The following is a 14,644-nucleotide window of genomic DNA, read 5'->3' on the forward strand; positions in this document are numbered from 1 at the left end:
GAGTCATGCGACTCTGTGCGCTTATGCGGTATTATCAGTCGTTTCCAACTGCTATCCCCCAGTATGAGGCAGGTTGCCCACGCGTTACTCACCCGTCCGCCACTAACTTAAAACAAGAATCCGCCGAAGCCTCATCAGCGTCTTAAGTCCGTTCGACTTGCATGTGTTAGGCACGCCGCCAGCGTTCATCCTGAGCCAGGATCGAACTCTCACGTTTAAATGTTTTGTTCAATCCGGCCAGAACTAAAAGCTTGGCTTTAATGTTCTGTCCGTTATTACTTTTGGTTTGTTAATTCTGAATAATTCTCTTGGAATTTTTCAGGGTTGCATTACTGTTTATTTGTCAAGGTACTTGTCGCTGCAGCTCTCAGCCGCAACTCATTTAGGATATCATGGTTTCAAATCTTTGTCAACAACTTTTTTGAAGTTTTTTAAAAAGTTTTTTGAAGCCATTTTAGAAATCGCTTTATTCTGCGGTTTCTTGCCCCTCTCACAAGCGGGCAAAAGTTATTATAGCAAAGCACAATATCAAATGCAACACCTTTTTTGGGAAATTTTTTATAAAATTAAAACACTACAAAATCTTGGAGAAGGACTCGATCATTCCTACTATTTATAGTGGTTTTATCCGGAAGCTTTACACTTAATTTATAAATTGTTTCTAAATCATACGCACTATTATAGAAGAAAAGTCCATACTTAATATCTATGGATCAAGTTCTCCGAGCATCCAATAATTTCATTTTCCAATAAGTCACAGCAACAAAAAACTCCCGAGGACCTAAGTCCTCAGGAGTTATGTGCTAAACGGAGAAAGCGGGATTTGAACCCGCGCACCGCGTTAACGGTCTACACCCTTAGCAGGGGCGCCTCTTCAGCCACTTGAGTATTTCTCCATGTCTGAATCCCTCTACCAATATGCGGTTGTGAATTCATGCGTCTTTGGTCAAATCATCAGACGCAAAAATAATTATACAAAGCACTGACGGCTTTGTCAATTGTTTTATTCAAAGTAATTGAATCAGACTTCTTCATTGTTGAATTCGCGGATTGCATACTCATAAAGGTTATTGCCCTGACAGTCGATTACCACTATAGCGGGGAACCTCTCAACCTTAAGCTTCCTGATTGCTTCTGTCCCCAGATCATCATAAGCAACTACTTCCGATTCCACTATTGCTTTGGATAGAAGCGCTCCTGCGCCGCCTATGGCAGCCATGTATACCGATCCGTTCCTTATGATGGCATCTATGACAGCCCGAGATCTCTTGCCCTTACCTATCATTCCGCCAAGGCCAAGATCAAGGAGCCTTGGAGCATACTTGTCCATTCGGCTGGCAGTTGTGGGTCCGGCTGAGCCTATGGGGCGCCCCTCTCTTGCAGGCGAAGGTCCCATATAGTATATGAGATTTCCCTCCATATCTATAGGAAGATCATCTCCCCTTTGCAGTGCTTCATCCATTCTTTTGTGTGCAGCATCCCTGGCAGTATATATGGTTCCGGATATATATACCATATCTCCGGCCCTTAGCTGCGATGCTGTATTCTTATCTATAGGAGCAAGAATCTCTCTTTCCATTATAAACCTCTTACTATCTAATAATATGTAATGTAGTAGATCAGATAACTCTGGTCACATGCCTGTTTACATGACAACAGATATTAATCGCAACAGGAAGTCCTGCAATATGAGTGGCATAGGTATTGATATTAACAGCAAGAGCGGTGATACGTCCGCCAAGTCCGGCAGGACCTATTCCAAGCTTGTTAATTCGAGATAACACTTCCTCTTCCATATTCTTAACATATTCTATATCAGAGTGGTGTCCTACAGGTCTGGTCAGGGCCTCTTTGGCCATCTCGGCGCACTTCTCAAAGGTGCCGCCAACTCCAACGCCAACAACCATAGGCGGGCAGGCATTAGGTCCGGCATCCTTTACAGCCTGTACTATGGCATCCTTGACACCCTCTTCGCCGTCGGCGGGTTTGAGCATGAACACTCTACTCATATTCTCGCTTCCAAAGCCCTTGGGTGCACAGGTAATCTGCACTTTGTCCCCGGGTACGATGTCATAGTGCACGACCGCAGGGGTATTGTCTCCGGTATTCTTCCTGATAAGCGGATCCCCAACAACGGATTTGCGAAGATACCCTTGCGTATATCCCTGTCTTACGCCTTCATTGACAGCGTCGGTAAGATTGCCTCCGACAAAATGAACATCCTGTCCTATCTTAATGAAGAAAACCGCCATACCTGTATCCTGGCAAATCGGGATCTTGTCTTCTTCAGCAATTTTCAGATTCTCCTGAAGCTGGGAAAAGATCTTTTTGCCAAGGTCTGATTCTTCTTTGCCCTGTGCATCACAAAGAGCCTTCTTCATATCTGAAGAAAGCTCATAATTGGCATCTATGCACATATCTCTGACTGCCTGAGTTATATCCTTAACATCTACTTCTCGCATTTTGTGTTATCAGCCTTTCAATATTTCATCCCTGATTGCAACAAGCTCCTCGGGTGTAGGAGATGTGGGCTTCCAAAGGATATGCTGCCCGTCATTCTTGTATCTGGGAATAACATGAAGATGGAAGTGCATAACTGTCTGTCCTGCTGCCTCTCCATTGTTCTGCACAAGATTAAGCCCATCGCAGCCAAGGGTCTTCTTCATAGTTGCGGCAACCTTCTTGCCAACTGCAGCAGCTCCTGCAAGGGTCTCCTCGGGTATTTCAAAAAGATCTGCGTAATGAGCCTTGGGAAGCACAAGAGCATGTCCCTTGGTGGCAGGTCCCAGATCTAGAATAACCCTGAAATCGTCATCCTCATATATTGTGTTTGACGGAATCTCTCCGCTTGCTATCTTACAAAAAATACAGCCGTCCATTATGCAATTCCCTCCATATTCTTTCTGTTTTTGAAAAGCACTATATTAATGATTCCAAGAACAACGCCTGTCAAAAGACCTCCAAGATGAGCCTGGGTATTGGCCCCTGCCTGGAAAAAGCAGGCCTGGACTATAAACAGTCCCAACAGTCCCAGTCTGATGATAAGGTTCTTGTTCTTTTTAAACATGCGCCTGTTTACAACGAGCCAGATTACCAGGAATCCCACAACGCCCATGATAGCACCGCTGGCGCCCACAGAAACCCAGTTCAGATTGTGACGGATCTCATATGCCATGGACAAGAGATTGCCGGCAATACCGGATATCAGATACATAATAATGTAGAATCCATGCCCTGTGTACTGCTCAACTATAGCTCCCACGGAGATCAGCATCAGCATATTATTAACCAGATGCTCAATACCTGCGTGGATAAATATTGCGGTAAAGATACGATAGAACTCACCGTCCATAAGGACCTTGTAAGTGACCATAGCTCCTTTGTTATAGATGACTTCCTCTCCGATTATGATTCCAAAGAGAAATACAAGGACGTTTAGCCCCACCAGAAAAAGTGTAACAAATGCATTTCCGATAAGGTTGGTGAAAATGTCAGAACCTCTGTTATTCATACGTCAATATCCCTTCAGGCTTTAGTCTGTCTGCATGAGATCAAAGAGCTGATCCATGCTCCTCAAAAGCTTAAAGTCGCCTTTCATCTTGATATTGCCGGCCATAAAGGCTCTCTGGAAGGTAAGTCGTCCCTCCAGGATATCTTCAAACACCTTCTGATCTGTTGTGATTATAACGTCACAGACATCATCATCACCTTGTCTGCAATCGCACTTGGCGTTATCGACATCGATGATAAGTGGACCAAGCTTAGGATTATCCTGGAAAAGAACCTTGTATCTGGAGCGGATTCCCGATACCGGAGTAAAGGTTCTGTCAAGCTTTTTGATATATTCATCAATGCTGCCGGTGCTTGCATCCTCCTGACCCATCTTGTCTCTGAAGATGCTGGCCAGTTCCTGAAGATCTTCCTTCTGTTTTTTGACATATTTATCGTCGGAAGCATATTCTGAGAGCTGCTCCGACTCCTGAGGTGTAAGATCAATGCCCTTTGCAACGGCAACCTTGTTGATAACAACCTGATTGCTGGTAGGGAAAACAGCCATCTTCTGATTAATTGTCCTATAGATGTTCTCTGTCTTCTTCTCAATGATCTTGATATATTCATTGCTGGTCTCAAGCTTGGTTGTGTCAGCTATGTAGCCGCAGATACCGTCGCAGGTAAGTCCTCCAAGCATCTCCCAGGCTGCGGTGAGGCTCATCATTCCTTCGCGCTCGCCGTGCGTAGTACTCATAACAACCGGAGCCATGTATATTTCCCTGATTCTGTTCTTGTCGCCATATAGCCAGCAGGAATCAAGAAACTGCATCATATAGCCTCCGACACCAAACCACTCAACAGTTGATGCAAGAATGATTCCGTCTGCATCCTTGAGAGTTCCGGGAAGCGCAGTTATGCCGTTCCTCTGCTCGTAAAGATTGTACTGCTGTACCTTAACATTCAGTTCCTGTAAAACGGTGGTTATCTGTGAGATTACTTGAAGCGTGGGATCATCTATAATTCCCCTGCCGCCATAATAGATATTGATCTTCATGAACTTCCCTCCAACTAACTAAGGCTATTATATCATAATTTACCTGCAGTCGAAGCAAATTCTGCCTATTCTCACCTCGTCCCCCTCATCTATATAGTTCTTTTCCCTGGGTTGAAGGCGAAGACCGTTCTTGAAGGTTCCGTTGGTGGAGTTAAGATCGATGAGCGCAAGGCGCCCGCTGTCCTCGTCCCGAACTATCCTGCAATGTATCCTGGATACGCTCATATCCTTGATTACTTTGTCGACGCAGCCCTCCATCTTGCCTATGGTCAGAGGCAGTCTATTCAGCGCTATTCTTACAGTCTTATCCAGGTTCCTGCTGTAGAGACTTAGCTCTCCTTTCGGTTCATTGTCCATATCAAGCACGATTGTCCTGTTGTCTGAGCCATCTTCGCTATTGCCTGCCGCCGTTATTTTAAGCGGAGTTTTATAAAAACCCGGTGTGACAGGCTCCTCATAATCGTAGTCGTACTCGTCTTCTTCAGGTTCTTCCAATTCTTCCGAAATCATTTCTTGGGCTCTGCCCATTGCCGAGGTCGGTTCTATTTTTCCTTTAATTCCACGCAGGCCACTTACAAGACACATCGCGCCGCATATAACAGACACTGCCATCACGCCCATTGACATGTAGTTTTCCTGCTGTGTAAGAACGAAGTTCATCCTGATATACACCATGGCGGCAAGTATAGCTGTAAAAAGAATTGCAAACAGCAGCTGAACTTTGGCTGCAAGCCTCTTATCGGCTCTCTTAAGCCCTAAGTTGTCATGCTTTCTTATTGCAAAAAAGCCTCTGCTTTCTTCCTCCTGATCTTCATCCTCCTCATCCTCCATGGCTTCTCTGTCACCCTCATACAAAAACGGTTCGGGGTCCTGGATGCTCACAGATGCAGGTGTCGGAGTCGCTGCAGTAGTTTTCTCACTATTTTTCAATAGTTTCTCGATTCCCTCCATCGTCATTGCGCCTCGCCCTGATGCGTATTCGCACAGCTCATATATGGCTGTTGCAGCTTCGTCATCCTCGGAACTTGTCAGATCAAGAAGCTGTTCAGCAAAAGTCTCGAAGCCGGATTCTTTCGCTGCGACCGGGCAAAACATGAAGCTGTGCCTTGAAGTCGACATATCCACAAACATACTGTCGATATCAAAGACCACTCCCTCTTCTCCCAGCAGATATTCCGACAGCCCCTCCAGCATTTCCTTCATATCTGAAAAAAGCTGCAGCTGCTGGGCACGATTCATTCCCCTTGAGGTATATCTGTCACGGAGGCTCTGCATTGAACCCATATCATAATAAAGGTACTGCTCTCCGTTCACGTTCCTTACATCACAGGGAAGAAGTCCCGACAGCCTTCCGCTTTCAAGGATCTTCATCTGATATTCGTTTTCCCTAAGGCTCTGTTCTTCATTTTTTACCACCAGATAATTGTGCTTAAGGTCTCGGTAATACTTGTAATTCATGGCAATTTGCCTCCTATATCCATAAGTCTTTTGACTCTCCTTACATGTTTGGGGTCGTTTCTTATTTTGGCCTTCAGGGTAGCCTTAAGCTCCCAGCCGGTTCCAATCTTGAGAAAATACTTGCCCATGGCATTTGTACGTATCCCGGTTTCGCCGGTTACTTTCACCTCTTTGCCGGATTGGGCTGCGGAAAAAGTGGGCTTTGTAGAACCAAAATATTTGGCACCCGCCTGTTCGGCTGAGCTCTTGGAAACATACTCAGAGGGCGCCATCTTTTTCTTTGCATCTGCTCTGACACTGGCTCTGAAGGCGAGAACATAGCAGTCCTGACTTAATATAGCTCTGTTGTACATGTAATAGCTTCCCCATATCAGCATCACAATAACGCAGATAACCATGGGGATTATCAGAGAAGCTTCCAATGTCATATATGCCTTATATCTTCGCAAGCACCATCACCCCCATTCCAACTGCCATGAAGGGAATAAAAGGAAGCCTTGTCTTACCCTTGGCCTTTCCGAACACCAAAAGAAACAGAGATAATATTCCTGCCAGGAAGACCGCCAGTATAAGTCCGAAGGCAGTCTTCTGAATTCCCAGGGCAGGTGCTGCACAAAGGGCGATCAGTCCATCCCCATAGCCAAGTCCCTGCCCGGTCACCCTGGAAATCAGCAGCATCACAATTCCCGGAATCAGCGACAGAGCGATGTATGGAAGCGTAGCAGAGTGCATAAGCAGCATTAATCCGGCATCGGCAGCCGCTATGATGCCGCACATTATTATCATCATAGCAGTGACTTCTTTTTTCCTTATGTCGCCAAGTGCAGCAAGAACCAGTGTTGCAATCAGCGCAGTTTTTAAAAAAGCATCAACAAAGATCATATTTTCCTCCTGTCACCCACAGGTGCTGCAGGGGCTTCTGCCGCCTACTTCCGAGATGGGAATCGTGTATATTTTTCTTTTTAATCCCTGGCAGCTAACGCTGCTGTGATATCTGTTTCCGTAATCCGTAACGAACACATTGCCACCACCCACATTGCTACCACAGTATTCGCAGGGGTAATAAATGGAGCCGTCTTTATTTCTTGCTGAGGACAGGCTGTTATAGGGAATGCTCTTTACATCTATCTTAAGGTGACTGCAGCCGGCATCTCTGTGATACACAGTGCCATGTTCGGTTACAAACACCATCTCCTCTCCCACCTTGGCGGAAAGAGTTCCTCCGGAGATATCGTAACCGGTCCAGGCATGTCCAAAGTATCTCGACTGCACCTTGAATTCCTTGAATCCAATTACCGGAATCAGGGGATGGACCTTGTAATCAACGACTATATCCACATAATCATTGCCCGACATAATTCTTGAGGATAAAAAACTAAGTCCCGCAGCTTTGTCTGTCACACAGCTCTTATTCACACTGTCTCCCAGATACTGTCTGACTCTGTGGGCGGCATAAAGCGTGTATCCCCCTGAGGCGATCACATCAGAAGCACCGGTTTCACCGTCGATGTTAAGCAGATTTTTGCCTGCATTAAGGTCATAGGCTATTGCCGCAATATCGCTCCCTGTCTGATGAAGAGCGGCCTCCAGGTCCGACTGCACCTTGATTATGTTAAAGGCAGTCATTATATTCACAAAAAAGAATATGAATAAAGGCAGTACTATCGAGGCTTCCACGGTGATGGATGCAGATAAGAACACTCCCTTTATATGCTCGATCGTCCGGAAATGCGCTCTTTCATTCATTATTTTTTTGTCTTTGTCGGAAGTGCCCTTAGCTGCCTCCGTCACTGCCAAAGCCTTACATATATTTCTCTTATTCTTCATATCCGTATATTTTGTCCACCTTTGCCTCATAGCCGTATTTCGTTCCCACAGTGATCTCCGCTCTGAATATGTCTACGCAGTGATCTATTCTGAATGCTGAATTGCCGGCGGTTTTCCTGACATCCATCTCAATTATATCCATGAGCCTTTTTGTTTTCTCTCCGGAATCTGTCATAAACAATTTGATTCTTAAATAATCCCGGTAATACAGCCCCTCTCCCAGATCGCCCCCGTTTAGAAAGTTTCTGAACAGAAGCATATCCACGATACTAAGCCTCCAGGTCTTGTCGCTTTTTAAAAGAGGTACTCTCCCCCCGCTGAACAGAATGTTAAGGTCCGATATGGACTCCGCGAAGGTCCAGGCAAAAAGTATTGAGTATTTGAGGGTTTCCCGAAGATCCGGCATGTATAAAAGAATGGCAAGAGTGTCCGCAAGAAGCTCAGCCTGTCCCACCTTGGCCTGATTGGTGAAAAGATACAGCATATTGGAGGCCTCTCGCCAGAAAAGAAGTGTGTAGGCCATGCTCTTAAGATTCTCATAGTCGCTTTCTTTGCCGTAGATCATGTACTCCAGCTGATATTTAAGAAGGGACTTCTCGAGCTCTGCCCCGTAGCGGCTGCATTTTTCGTAGTAATACTGCTCAAGAAGAAGCTTCTTAGCAGCATTAGGAGCACTTTCATCCAGGCCGGTGCCATGGCCCAGCCCTCTGTGGGATGCATAGGAAGAAAGATTAACTGCTGCCGTTGAGATCTTGTTCTTATCCGGAATCGCAAGCGCTAAGGGGCCGAGACTCTTCTGAGAATTGACAGCATCCGCAGGGTTACCTATGGGTATCTCTTCCTCCTTCCCTTTGTCGTTGATAATGACCGGTGGGATAACTTTATCCAGCTCGGCCTGGTTAGCTGCTGCCATTGCTTCGACATCTGTTGAATCAAGTCCGTGTCCTGTCAGTTCTCCCATGTTTTTTAGTACATCCGAGAGCAGCCCCTCCACGGGCTCTGATTCCATATAGGCCAGTATCTGCCTGTTAAGCACCGCTCCGTTGTTGTCACTGGCAAGGGAAAAACCGGTCACTTTGGCTTCCTTACAATTCATGCCAAGCATTGTATCCGCTCCCGTGACCTTGCCCCAGGTAGTTCTCTCAAAGTTTTTATCTGCATAGAACCTTAGATGTTCCTCAAGATTCTGAACCGATCCGGTGCCTGTTCCGTAGGCCATATCCACCATCAAAAGGCCATACTGCTCATACAGAGCCCTACTGTATTCCGCCAGGCAGGAATTCATGGCAATGTCCGCCACGCATTCCGTCTTCATCTTCACAGCCCCTACCCTGGCTCCCTGATAGAGAGCCAGAATAAGTGACAGGATTATCATTATGGTCAGCGACAAAAATACAGTCAGGTACCCATCAGCCGGTGATGACTTTGGTGTCTGCTTTGATTGTTTTAAAGACGCTTTCAACAATTCCGGAGATCTCCTTTTTGAATACGATTACAAGTCCGATGAGTACCACGATGATAAGGATTACCTCAACGGTTCCCATTCCGTCCTCATCCTCCCAGAAATCCTTCATTCTCCTTAAGGCTCCCGCCCCAAATGCTCTTGTTCTTAAAATAAGTTCGTTCATAATTTTTCCTCCTTGTGCGCTTGCTGCGCTAATTTATTAAAATGCCATGTACGCCGGGATCATGATGATCACCATCACGATAAGAAGCATCAGCACCATGGGCATCAGTAACTTGGTTCCTGCTTCCTCGCCTTCTTTTCTGACCAGATCCAATCTGTCCGAGAAGGCTTTGTCAGCCTCGTTTCTAAGAATTGATAATAGCTCGTTGTTTCCTTTTTTAAGATTCTGCGAAAGAAGTGTGCATAGCCTTGAATACTGCTGACTTCCGCATCTTTGGCCCAGTCTTTCGTAAACTTTTGCCTCGGGAAGTCCTCCTGCAAGCTCTCTTACGGACCTTAGTATTTCCTCATAGAGATAGCTCTTGGGCGCTCTGGCCCTTCGCTTTTTCTGATAAGTTCTTGCCTGCAATTCAAAGACGCCTCGCATTGTCATTCCGGCGCCAAGATACAGAACTATCTTGGAGACAAACTGCGGATATTCGGATAAAAGAGCTTTAGACCTGTCCTGAACACTTTTCGCCAGTTCCCTGTCCTTTGCTATGTATGAAAATACTGATAAAACAAGCATCAGAACCAGAAGAATCAGGCTGTTATCCTCAGTTTTTTCCTTCCACACAATCTCGGTATCCTGGTATTTGCCCGGAAGAGTTATGCTCTCTTCATAGGGGGACTCCTCTTCTGCGTCCCTAAGTTTCTCATCAATGGACTTGATCAGCATTTCGTAGGGGGTAAGTATCCTTGGTCTGACATTTGCATAAAGTACCTGCCGGTAGATGACATCCCCATAGCTGTAGTCGGCGGTCAGCATCACAACTCTGCCCTCCTGCGGGATTGCCTCTTTGACAAGACTTCCGTCGTAGTGCATGACTTCATAGTCACTTACGGTCCAGGCTATGTCGAATGGATAACCCTCAAGCTCCTCTATGAGATCAAGATCTTCCGTGACGTCATCCAGGGATGTATTACTGCCGAGAATTGCCTCCGGAAGCGCTTCGCAGGCATCTTCAAATAGCCTCTTAGTCTCCGCTTCTGTATATCTTCGCTCCTCAACAGGAAGATTAAATTCTCCGATCACCTCTCCGTCAGGGCTTTCTGCGATAAGCTCCGCATCATAAGCACCTTCCCCGTAGCTTCTTCTGATCAGCTGCCCATCCTCATTGATATGCGAGGAAAAAAGAATATTCAGATGCATCAGCATTGCCAGGATGCACCCCACATTCAGAAGAACTATCACAAGGCTGATCTTACGGATGTAGTACTGAGTCTGGAGATTTTCAAAATCCCCGGGGTTATTAAGCTGCTTTAAGTTAGTTCTTACCGCCTCCGGCATGAGAAACAATAAGCCCTTGTTTTTTCTTAGTCTCCCGTAAAACAGCATTGCTATTTTCAGAAGTTCGCGGCTGATTCCCGTTTCTTCCATGCCCTCAGGCAAAGGAAGCTTTCTCGCCATCAGATAGAGGACAAGGAATATAAGAGGCACCGCTCCATATAAAAAAATGATCATTTTTAGCTTTCCTTTTTTACATTGAATCGCCAGATATTTTAGGCTTTGATGTTCACGATATTCTCCGACATAAGATATGCGGCCACGTAAATGACCATGCACACAGACATTGCCATGATTCCGAAAAGATTGTGATACAGCGGAGTAAAGAAGTCCCTGCTGGTAATGCTCACATAGATGATTATGAAGAAGGGCACTATATTCATGATCCTGGCCTCCATTCTCTTGGCACTTATGAGAACCTCGATTTCTTTCTCAACTTCAACCTTGGAGGCGATTATTCCAATTGTCCTTTCTATAGTCCTTGTCATATCCCCGCCGTTTCTTTTGGCTACGGCAAAAACCTGAGCAAAGTCCTGAATGTCAGTATTTCCGGACTCCTCTCCAAAGGAATACAGAAGTTTTTCTATAGGAATGTTGTTCTTAATTCCCTTATAGATTTTTTGCAAATACATACAGATAAGACTCTTTTTGCCATAGAGTAGTTCCATGTCTTTTCCTGCCTCCAAGAAGGCATTTTCGACGGAATATCCTGCCTTCATGGCTGTCGCCACCGATTGCATAGCATCCTTGAACTGTATTCCCACAAGCCTGATGTCCCTTTCCCTTCGCCTTTTTCTCTGCAGAAAAACCCATATCAGAATAACCGGCGATACAAAGATAACTGCAGTCCAGGAATCGTAAAAGAGCCTTCCGAACAGTATCGCTATAATAATCCCGCGGATCACATCCGGGATATCATCCCTCTTCAGACGGCAGTCTAAGACCTGCCGCAATAAGCTTCTCCCTCGCTTTAAGATTCCCTTCTTTTTTCCACTCACCCTTAATCCTCCCTTTACTGTCAGTACCCGTTTCTTCAAATCTGAACAGGGTATTGGTCACAATCTTCCCTTCCCGGTCCAGGCCGCTCTCAACCTCTCTTATCTCAAGAACCTTCCTGCTTTTGTCCCTCAGCCTTCCCAAATGTACGATTATGTCTATTCCTGCCGCAATCTGTCCTCTCACCGCAGGGAGCGGAAGCTCCGCCATTCCCATGAGACTCATAGTCTCAAGTCTTGAGAGCATATCTGCTGCGCTGTTGGAATGACCGGTGGACATCGCCATATGCCCTGTATTCATGGCCTGCAGCATGTCCACACACTCCCCGCCTCTGACCTCACCCACTATAAGCCAGTCGGGGCGCATTCTAAGAGATGACTTAATCAGGTCTCTTATGGTAATGGGTTTGCAGCCTTCCACGTTGGCGTTTCTGGCCTCAAGCCTGACAAGGTTCGGAACGCCTCTTATCTGAAGCTCGGCGTTGTCCTCTATGCTTATTACTCGTAAATCCTTGGGAATATAGTCCGAGAGCGCATTCAGAAAGGTGGTCTTACCGGAGCCGGTTCCACCGGAGATAAAAATGTTGTAGCCCGCTTTTACCAGAATCATCAGATAGTCCCTAAGCTCCTCCGAAAGTGATTCAAGTTCAAGAAGCTTCCCCATGGTTATAGGTTCATCGGGAAATCGTCTTATTGTAATGACCGGCCCTCCAAGTGCCACCGGCGTCAGAACAATGTTAACTCTGGCACCGTTTGAAAGCCTGGCATCAACTATCGGCGAAGATTCGTTGACCACTCTGTTGCAGGAGGCAACTATCTGCTGCACCACATCCTCTAGCTTTTCACGGGATTCGAATCTGGTGTTAAACCTATACAGTCTTCCTTCTTTTTCGATGAAGATGTTGTCTGTTCCGTTGACCATAATCTCCGTGACCTTAGGATCATCGATCAGCTGCTGCAGGACATCCAGTTTTCTTATGGAGTGAAAGACCAGTTCCCGCACCCTTCTCCTATCACTTATAGGAACCATCAGGTCCTTGAAGCTCCCCGACATTTCCTTGTCGATAAGCCCGTACATCTCTTCATCCGAGATATCCTTGGAGAAATCAAGGGATGCGATTACCCTGTCCTTAATGCTCTTTTTCAGATCTTCAAGCCTTGTGTCCATCAGATAGTCCCTCACCTATCAGAAGCTGCTCTATGGCTGAGGCATAGACTCCTTTGTCCCTGATATCCGGAAGCCTGCATTTTACAAGCCTTGCGGATACGTCCTCATAACCGTTTTTGCCAAGTACTCCTTCAAAGACCCTCAGTCTGTATTTATCTGCGTTCTGAGGTCTGGTCACGGTAAAAACGGTATCGCAGAGCCTTAGCATATCCATAAATCCGTCAGGGTATTCCTTCATATCAAGAAGAATGCATTCGTAGCCGCAGGAGTTTGTAAGAAGCTCCACAAGCTCAGATAGCCTGTCGCAGGAAATGTCCCTCAGCTGCAAGGCGGTCTTCGCAGGCGGTATGTAGTCGAGGCCGTTGACTGTCTGCCTGATCCTCTCCAGATAGAGGCAGAACTTGTCCTTCTCACACTCTGCATAGTACATGAGATCCGTGATATCCTCCTCCGGCTCCTCGTTAATAAGTCCGCCCAGGGATGAACAGCTCTCGAAGCTAAGAAGTATCGTCTTATGGTTCCCGGCAAGAAGCTCACCTGCTCTGACTGCAAAAGAGGTCTGCCCACATCTTGAAAGGGGCGTGTAAAAACCTATTAATCTGCTCTCTGAGTTCTTGGCCCTTGCCCACAATCCCTTAAAGTCCTCAGGGCTTCTCGAGCACATGTCAACCACCGCACGTGACACTGCAGATGCAGACTGATACTTGCTGACATGCTCCACGTTTTTGCCCGTCCCGCTATCCTCGCAGACTGCGCCGGATATTCTCTCCTCATCCAGGATCAAAATGTTCTTAAATCTTCCGAGAGCATGCTTATCTTCCAGCTCGTAGTAGCTCTTCTCGGATACTATGAGGAGATTGATATCCTCTTTTTCCGCAAAATCCGTGAATATGTCCGGCTCTGTAAAAGAGTGGATATCCATGCTCAAATTAATATGGGTTCTGATATACTCATCAAGGCGCCTCAGATACACAGGGTCCAAGTCGCAGATGGCAAGTTTAGGCCTGCTCATACAAATCCTCCTATAGCAATCATCGCTCCGGCCATTACGGGCACGGCGAAATGTATTGTCTTGTGCTTATTCTTCTTAAAAATGATGATCAATAGTGATATAGCTCCTGCAACCAGGAAAGAATACAAGATACAGGAATACAATTCCTGAAATGATAAAAAAGATGCTGTTGCCATGATCAGCTTGACGTCTCCGGCAGCTATGCCCTTAAGCAGGTATACCGGAAGCAGTACCAGGAAGGCAATAAGAACTGCAAGAAATGCATTTCCAAGTGACGCTGCTCCTTTGGTTGCCGACATGATGAGTCCTGCGGCCAGCCCCGGCAGAATCCATAGGTTGTAGATTTTGTCCCGTGTCAGATCCTGGAACACCGCTCCTGCCAGAAACGCATATAGAATTGCTCTGATAAAAATCTGCTCCTTTCGCAAAATGATTTTTATTCCGGAATATTTCGAGCTCGTGAGATAGAATTTAGCAGATGGTTTTTGCTTTGTAAATAGGGTTTTGCCGATTCTACGCTTTGCATAATTAATAATTTGTTCGATTTTTGTTCGATTCCTCTCGGGACATGTCTAATTCTTCAAAAAGCCAGTAAAAAAGCGAATCCCCACGCCACCATCAAACGCTTAATAGGGATTCGCTCTTTTTTATTGCGTATATATGTTAATGCATAACTGCAAAAAC

The 14,644-nt window shown here is 46.0% G+C and carries 16 protein-coding genes, 1 tRNA gene and 1 rRNA gene; all 18 read right to left on the reverse strand.

Features of this window, described 5'->3' with window-relative positions:
* Positions 1-217: ribosomal RNA gene (locus tag G588_RS0103115) — 16S ribosomal RNA — on the reverse strand; the annotation flags it as partial.
* Positions 218-808: 591 nt separating this feature from the next.
* Positions 809-896, reverse strand: a tRNA-Ser gene (locus tag G588_RS0103120).
* 125 nt (positions 897-1,021) lie between these two features.
* Positions 1,022-1,579, reverse strand: coding sequence for a Fe-S-containing hydro-lyase (locus G588_RS0103125; RefSeq protein ID WP_022777303.1), 558 nt, complete (start codon positions 1,577-1,579; stop codon positions 1,022-1,024).
* A 40-nt stretch (positions 1,580-1,619) separates the two neighbouring features.
* Positions 1,620-2,462 carry a fumarate hydratase gene (locus G588_RS0103130; RefSeq protein ID WP_022777304.1) on the reverse strand — a complete coding sequence of 281 codons (843 nt, stop codon included), beginning with the start codon at positions 2,460-2,462 and terminating at the stop codon, positions 1,620-1,622.
* A 9-nt stretch (positions 2,463-2,471) separates the two neighbouring features.
* Entirely contained in the window at positions 2,472-2,879 is a 408-nt protein-coding gene (locus tag G588_RS0103135; protein WP_022777305.1) for an HIT family protein, read from the reverse strand.
* The gene (locus G588_RS18965; RefSeq protein WP_022777306.1) at positions 2,879-3,511 is read right to left on the reverse strand and encodes a rhomboid family intramembrane serine protease; all 633 of its coding nucleotides are present in this window, start codon (positions 3,509-3,511) and stop codon (positions 2,879-2,881) included. The genes G588_RS0103135 and G588_RS18965 overlap by 1 nt, the downstream gene beginning before the upstream one ends.
* 21 nt (positions 3,512-3,532) lie before the next feature.
* Positions 3,533-4,546: an SCP2 sterol-binding domain-containing protein gene (locus G588_RS0103145; protein WP_022777307.1), complete on the reverse strand. Its 1,014-nt coding sequence runs from the start codon at positions 4,544-4,546 to the stop codon at positions 3,533-3,535.
* 39 nt (positions 4,547-4,585) lie between these two features.
* Positions 4,586-6,004 (reverse strand): DUF6382 domain-containing protein, encoded by a 1,419-nt coding sequence (locus G588_RS0103150; RefSeq protein ID WP_022777308.1) that lies wholly within the window; start codon positions 6,002-6,004, stop codon positions 4,586-4,588.
* Positions 6,001-6,453 (reverse strand): hypothetical protein, encoded by a 453-nt coding sequence (locus G588_RS0103155; protein ID WP_022777309.1) that lies wholly within the window; start codon positions 6,451-6,453, stop codon positions 6,001-6,003. Before G588_RS0103155 ends, G588_RS0103150 begins: the two co-directional genes overlap by 4 nt.
* On the reverse strand, positions 6,440-6,886 hold the full coding sequence (locus G588_RS0103160; RefSeq protein ID WP_022777310.1) for a hypothetical protein: 447 nt from the start codon (positions 6,884-6,886) through the stop codon (positions 6,440-6,442). Before G588_RS0103160 ends, G588_RS0103155 begins: the two co-directional genes overlap by 14 nt.
* Positions 6,887-6,898: 12 nt before the next feature.
* Positions 6,899-7,831 (reverse strand): TadE/TadG family type IV pilus assembly protein, encoded by a 933-nt coding sequence (locus G588_RS0103165; RefSeq protein ID WP_022777311.1) that lies wholly within the window; start codon positions 7,829-7,831, stop codon positions 6,899-6,901.
* Positions 7,821-9,296: a DUF5702 domain-containing protein gene (locus G588_RS0103170; protein ID WP_196804933.1), complete on the reverse strand. Its 1,476-nt coding sequence runs from the start codon at positions 9,294-9,296 to the stop codon at positions 7,821-7,823. The genes G588_RS0103165 and G588_RS0103170 overlap by 11 nt, the downstream gene beginning before the upstream one ends.
* Positions 9,241-9,459: a Flp1 family type IVb pilin gene (locus G588_RS18970; protein WP_022777313.1), complete on the reverse strand. Its 219-nt coding sequence runs from the start codon at positions 9,457-9,459 to the stop codon at positions 9,241-9,243. Before G588_RS18970 ends, G588_RS0103170 begins: the two co-directional genes overlap by 56 nt.
* A 36-nt stretch (positions 9,460-9,495) precedes the next feature.
* The gene (locus G588_RS0103180; RefSeq protein ID WP_022777314.1) at positions 9,496-10,962 is read right to left on the reverse strand and encodes a type II secretion system F family protein; all 1,467 of its coding nucleotides are present in this window, start codon (positions 10,960-10,962) and stop codon (positions 9,496-9,498) included.
* A gap of 38 nt (positions 10,963-11,000) precedes the next feature.
* Positions 11,001-11,690: a type II secretion system F family protein gene (locus G588_RS18975; protein ID WP_155830729.1), complete on the reverse strand. Its 690-nt coding sequence runs from the start codon at positions 11,688-11,690 to the stop codon at positions 11,001-11,003.
* Positions 11,691-11,700: 10 nt separating this feature from the next.
* Complete coding sequence (locus G588_RS0103190; protein WP_022777316.1) at positions 11,701-12,948, reverse strand: CpaF family protein; 1,248 nt, start codon at positions 12,946-12,948, stop codon at positions 11,701-11,703.
* Positions 12,932-13,960, reverse strand: coding sequence for a hypothetical protein (locus G588_RS0103195; RefSeq protein WP_022777317.1), 1,029 nt, complete (start codon positions 13,958-13,960; stop codon positions 12,932-12,934). The genes G588_RS0103190 and G588_RS0103195 overlap by 17 nt, the downstream gene beginning before the upstream one ends.
* Positions 13,957-14,388 carry an A24 family peptidase gene (locus tag G588_RS18980; protein ID WP_022777318.1) on the reverse strand — a complete coding sequence of 144 codons (432 nt, stop codon included), beginning with the start codon at positions 14,386-14,388 and terminating at the stop codon, positions 13,957-13,959. Before G588_RS18980 ends, G588_RS0103195 begins: the two co-directional genes overlap by 4 nt.
* Positions 14,389-14,644: the final 256 nt, after the last annotated feature.

It is taken from the genome of Butyrivibrio sp. AE3009 (genome assembly GCF_000420845.1).
GTDB lineage: Bacteria > Bacillota > Clostridia > Lachnospirales > Lachnospiraceae > Butyrivibrio.